Annotated in this window: 5 protein-coding genes and 1 pseudogene; 1 reads left to right on the top strand and 5 read right to left on the bottom strand. The window is 70.2% G+C overall.

The window, feature by feature from the left end; translation table 11 throughout:
• The 5 genes from NR111_RS17885 to NR111_RS17905 all read right to left on the bottom strand — a co-directional run.
• The coding region (locus NR111_RS17885; RefSeq protein ID WP_256821585.1) for a hypothetical protein at positions 1 to 230 on the bottom strand (230 nt) is incomplete at its 3' end.
• Between the two features lie 153 nt (positions 231 to 383).
• Positions 384 to 878: an SRPBCC domain-containing protein gene (locus NR111_RS17890; protein ID WP_256821586.1), complete on the bottom strand. Its 495-nt coding sequence runs from the start codon at positions 876 to 878 to the stop codon at positions 384 to 386.
• A gap of 32 nt (positions 879 to 910) precedes the next feature.
• Positions 911 to 2,122 carry an alpha/beta hydrolase family protein gene (locus NR111_RS17895; RefSeq protein WP_096906678.1) on the bottom strand — a complete coding sequence of 404 codons (1,212 nt, stop codon included), beginning with the start codon at positions 2,120 to 2,122 and terminating at the stop codon, positions 911 to 913.
• A 37-nt stretch (positions 2,123 to 2,159) separates the two neighbouring features.
• A complete protein-coding gene (locus NR111_RS17900) occupies positions 2,160 to 3,098 on the bottom strand; it encodes a PspA/IM30 family protein (protein ID WP_256821587.1) in 939 nt (312 codons plus the stop codon).
• A 71-nt stretch (positions 3,099 to 3,169) separates the two neighbouring features.
• A complete protein-coding gene (locus NR111_RS17905; protein ID WP_256821588.1) occupies positions 3,170 to 4,621 on the bottom strand; it encodes a hypothetical protein in 1,452 nt (483 codons plus the stop codon).
• Positions 4,622 to 5,045: 424 nt separating this feature from the next.
• Here NR111_RS17905 and NR111_RS17910 point away from each other — a divergent pair.
• A pseudogene (locus NR111_RS17910) lies at positions 5,046 to 5,419 on the top strand (hypothetical protein); the annotation flags it as partial.

Raw genomic sequence — 5,419 nt, forward strand, 5'->3', positions numbered from 1 at the left:
GCCCACAGGTCGTGGCAGGCGCGCAGTCGGGCGGCGGCCGCGCGGTTCTCGGCGTGCAACGCGGCCAGGGCTGCGGAGCTGGCGGCGGTGACGGCGGGACTGCCGGCCACCGCGCCGGGGTCGTCGCCGCCGGGACCGCTGGTGCCGGGATCGTCGGTGCTGGGATCGTCGGTGGTGCGCCCGGCCGCGTCATGGTCGTCGTGGTGGTCGCCGGTAGTCGCCTCCCGCATGTGCACCCCCTTGCCGGCGGTTGCCCGCCACGACCTTGCTTCGCCTGTGTGTTCGATTGGGGAAACACTAGCAAGGGGGTCCGACATGAAGCTCTCACCTGCGAAAACAGGTGGAGGGCGCGCAGTCGACGACCGCAGCGGCGGCCAACCGCCTCAGCCGCCCAACAACGCCCGGTAGTGGTCGGCCAGCGCGGGGTGGTAGTCGGGGGAGAAGCGCAGGGCCTCCGGATCGCGGCCCGCCTCGGCCTCGACCAACCGGTCCAGATAGAAGTCCCAGCCGGGACCGATGCCGGACGCGGCGTCGGCGTCCGCGATGTCCTGTTCCAGGGAGATGGTGACCTCGTCGTCGTCACCCTCGATCCTCACGGTGATCACCCAGCCGTCGGGACCGATCCTGACGACGACGAGGTTCGGCGCCTCACACCGCAGTACTCCGACGGTCTCGGCGGGCGAGCCCTCCTCGGCGGACATCGTCATCTCGACGGTTCCCGACGCCGGGTCGCCCGACCACGACCAGATCCAGCGCGCGGTGCGGGCCGGATCGGTGACGGCCGCCCACGCCTCCTCCCGGGACAGTGGCAGTCGGCGGGGGAAGACAACGGCACCCGAGGGGGCGAGATATCCGGAGGCCCGGGGTGTGGTGGCCATGGCGACTCCTCACGCGAGGGACGCCGCGGTGGTCAGCGCAGCGCTGGCATCAGCGTATCGCGCATCGGGGCGACGAAACGCCCGAAATTGTCCCAGTTGTGCAGGCCGGTGGGCAGGTAGTCGACGCGGGCGTCGATGCCCAGGTCGTCGAGCCGCCGGTCCATCTCCACGGTGCAGGCGTGTGTGGCGACCTCGAGCCCCGCACCCTGGGTGAACCGCAGCAGGTCGCGGCCATTGCGGTCCCATTCGCCGGCATCGGGTCGGCCAGTGGCGGTGGCGAAGTAGAGGGCCTTGCCCCTGAGCTTCTCCGCGTGGAGGAGCCCGTCGTTGTCCCGGTAGGCGGGGTCGGTGCGCGGGCCCCACATGTTGGCGATGTTGCCGCCGCGGGTCTCGGTGACGATCTTGGCGAGGATGAACCCGAGATCGTCGCGCGCCGTGTAGCACCCGGCGATCGCGCCCACTGCGTCGTACAGGTCGGGGCGCAGCTCGGCGACGGTGACGGCGCTCGCCGCGCCCATCGACAGGCCCGCCATACCGCGCTTGCCGTTGAAGGGGATGTCGCCGGCCTCGAGGAGCGGTCGGAGCTCGTCGGTGAGGAAGGTCTGCCACTTGTTGCGGCTCAGGACCGGGTCATCGCGCTGCCAGTCGGCGTGCAGGGAACCGTCCGCGCGGGCGGGCATGACGAGCGTGACGTGCTCACCGGCGAAGGTGCGCTCGACCCCGCCGGGCAGGAGCCACCCGCTCGGCGAGGGGGAGTCCACGCCGTCGAGGAGGTACAGCATCGGTGCCGGGGCGTCGGTGGCCGGGCGCCAGATCTCCACCGGCAGGACGCGGTTCATCGACTTCGACGCCACCCACCAGCGTTCGAAGCGGGGATCGCCGCCGGCCACCAGGGGGTCGCCGATCTCCACGCGCCGCACTTCGCTGACGGCGACGGGCTCGGACTCCATGCCGATCGGCGGGGTGGCGGCGGTGTTCTGCGAGCCGGTGCCCAGTGGCGGGAGGGTGCCCGAGCCGGTCAGCGAGTCCGTACCGGTGGATCCGGTGGAACCGATCGTCGCCGCGCCCGCGGCCGCGCTCGAGGGGTCGACGCTCCCTCCGGCCGCCGTCAGTGATCCGATACCCGGCGAGGAACCGCCGGGCAGGGACTGCGCGAGGGCCGGGGCCGCCGTCCCGCCGACCAGCGCCGCGGCCAACGCGGAAGCGAGCAGCGGCAGGACACGGGGCGTGCGGTGAGTGGTCACCGTGACACGATATGTCGCCCGCGTTGCGAGCAGGAATCTACTCCCTGGTGTCCCGGGGGAGCGTGGGCCCGGAGAGGTCCTCGGGGCTCGGCTGGTCGGTCGCCTCGTCGGGGTCCCTCGGGGCCTCCGGGTCCGCCTGGCCGGGCGCCCCGGCCTGGCCGGTGGACGACGCGGCCAGCGACCCCGCCGACGACCCGGACTGCCCCTCGCCTCCGGTGAGCTGGCGGTCGGCACCGGAGTCGGAACCCGAGTCGAGCCCCATCGAGGCGCGGATCTGCTCGAGCTTGCTCTTGCCCTCGGATTCGCGCGTGAACGCGGCGGCGTCGAGCTGTGCGGTCGATGTTGCGCCGGTCGCCTCGGCGAGCTCCTGCTTGCCCAGTGCGGTGGTGTAGCGGCCCTCGATCTTGGCGCGGATCTCGTCGAAGGTCGGGGAGTTGCCGCCGCCGGCGCCCTGCAGGGAGCTCATGGACTCGGTGGTCCGGTGCTGCATCTCGGCCTGGGTGGCCTGCAGGAGCAGCTGATCCTCCTGCGCCAGTGTCTCGCGCAGCCGCTGTTCGGACTCCTTCACCGCCTGCTTGGCCTGCTCTGCGGCCTGCACGGCCTGGCCGTGCAGCTGCTTGGTGTGGTCGAGGTCCTGTTCCAGTGCCACCAGCCGCCCGGCGAGCTGCTCGGCCTGGGTGTCGAACTGCTGGGCGCGGGAGGTGTCGCCCTCCGCGCGCGCCTGCTCGGCCACCTGCAGGGTCTGTCGGATCTGTCCCTGCACCTCGTCGAGCTGCCGCGTCTTGGTGCCCATGGCGATCTCGAGCTGCTTGGCGTTGCCGATCACGGCGGCCGCCTGGTCGGACACCGACTTGTGCTGGTCGCGCGCGTGGTTCATCGCCTGGTGCACGAGGATCTTGGGGTCCGCGTTGTCGTCGACCGACTTGTCCAGCGAGGCCTTGAGGTAGTTCCAGCCTTTGGCGAAGGGGTTCGGCATGGCGGCGTCCTTAGATGTCTCGGTGTCAGGGGTCGGTGTCAGGTGTCCCGGCGACGGTGCGGTGCGTGTTCCTACCTCTTGACGGTACCGATCAGCGCGGCCACCGGCAGGGCGGTCCGCGGCAGGTACGGCTGACGCCACAATCCGCCGGATGCCGCTCCCGACGACTCGTGCTGCCACTGGACGTCCACCTGCGGCCGGCCCACGTTGAGGTCGTGGACCATCAGCGCGGCGAGCAGGGCGGCGGAGGTGTCGGGCGCGAAGATCTCGATGCCGAAGGCGTAGGCGCCCTTGTAGGTGGCGGCGAGGATCTTGTTCTTGGTCACCGAGTGGGTGTCGGTGGCGGGGGCGACGTTGACCGAGACGGTGTGTCCGTCGGCGAACGCGGTAGTGGCCCGCCAGCGCTGCACCCGCTTGGCCAGGGTGTAGTTGGGGCCCTGTTGGGGGACGAGGGCGTCGTGCACCGCCGGGCCGTGGCCGGCGGGGTAGTTGCGGGCGAAGACCTTGCCGCGGGCGACGGAACCGACGAGTCGCTTGACGTCGGTGATCTTGCGCGACGCGAGCGCCGCGTTGGCGGCCTCCCGCACGTCCGCGGGGACGACGAAGGTGTCCATCGGGGTGGCGAGGTAGGCGAGCGCGTTGGCGGTGTTGTCGCGGAGGAGGTCGACGACGAGGGCGTCCGCCGCGGAGGAGAGCTGGACGTGGGTTCCGCCGTCCGCATAGAAGTAGCTGCCGACGGTGAGCGGTGCGGGGGCCGCGGCCCTGGCCCATGCCGCGAGTTCGGGGAGCTGGGTGAGCAGGTCGATGCCGGGGCGGCCGTCCGGCCCGGTGGGGACGTGCAGGCGCCCGGCGAACGTCGAGGCCTCTCCGCGGAAGCGATCCCACGCGGGGCTCGACGGCAGGTCGACGCCCATCACGTCGGCGCCCCACTGCAGGAGGCGGCGAGCAGGTCCCATCTCCGAGCCGAGGCCCAGGACGAGCATGGCGCGGTCGGGCAGGGAGAGCCACTGTGGATTGTCCTGGACGAGCTTCAGGGCGTCGGCGCAGCTGGGTTCGATCACACCGGCCGCGACCCACTTGTCGAGCCGGGCGCGCAGGAGGTCGCCGGTCAGTTCCTCGCCGCGGAAGGGGATGGACAGCTCGCGGACCGGGGTCGCGGTGCCCTGGATCGTGTCGGTCGTCGGGGCGGCGGTGGGGGCGACGACGGCGAGGTAGTCCGACATCGGGGTCTCCACGGACTGCCCGGCTGTCTCGTGTACGCCGACCATGCGGGACTGCAGCGACTCGAGGGCGGCACGCGCGACGCCGTCCCAGGCCGCCGGGTCGGACACCCCGGCGCTGACGAGCTCGGTGAAGGGCTCGATGTAACCCTTGCGCCAGTCCTTGATCCGGTGGACGCGCTCGGAGGCGGCCGGGTCCACGGTGGCGAGTGCGTCGGCGACGACGTCCTTGGCCAGCCGTCCGGTCGACCGGTTCCCGGAGGAACCGGTGGGGAAGAGGACTCCGGTGGTGCTCGATGCCATGACGCTCCTGATAATCGGGGACGATGCGAGGTTAACCTCAACTTAGGTCGGCGTGGTTTAACTCCGCCCAGTCTTGGACCCCTTAACGGCGCCACTACCCGAATGTGTGATTAAACTCACCTGACTGGCAATTGCCAGTAGATAGTTAGAGCGAGTTTATTTCTTAATATTTACATATGCCGAGGTCGTGGGCCGAGAACGCCAGTGTGGGGCCCGATTTGGCGTCTAGCTGCGAGGTTGGCCAACCGCCCATCGTCGGCGTGTCGCTGTGTCATATACGAGCGTGGTGTAACAGCCCTGAGGATTGCCTCGATATGGTGATGACACGATCGAACGGCGGGTGGTCAAGACCACACGCCGGGCCGGCGAGCAGGGGGAGATTCCGAATCGCCGCGTCGTCAACGACAACAGGAAGGCAATTCCTATGAAGAATTCCAAGCGGATGATGGCCGTCATCGCGGCCTCCGGACTCGTGCTCGGCGGCATGCCGGGCATCGCCAACGCCCAGGGCAGTGCCGAGCTCGGACTCAACCTTGGTGGCGCACTTGGCTCCGGCGAGCTCGCCCTGGACCTCGGTCTCGCTCTTGGCTCGGACGCGACCGAGCTTCCGGATCTCGAGGACCTGCCCACTGGCTCGGACGGGCTGTCGTCGGGTTCGACGGGTGAGGATGCTCCGGACTTCGGTTCGATCACTGAGGGTTCGACGGATGCTGACGGCAACCTCGATCTGGGTTCGCTGACCGAGGGTTCGACGGGTGAGGATGCTCCTGACTTCGGTTCGATCACTGAGGGTTCGAC

Source organism: Dietzia sp. Die43, assembly GCF_024519835.1.
GTDB classification, from domain to species: domain Bacteria; phylum Actinomycetota; class Actinomycetes; order Mycobacteriales; family Mycobacteriaceae; genus Dietzia; species Dietzia kunjamensis.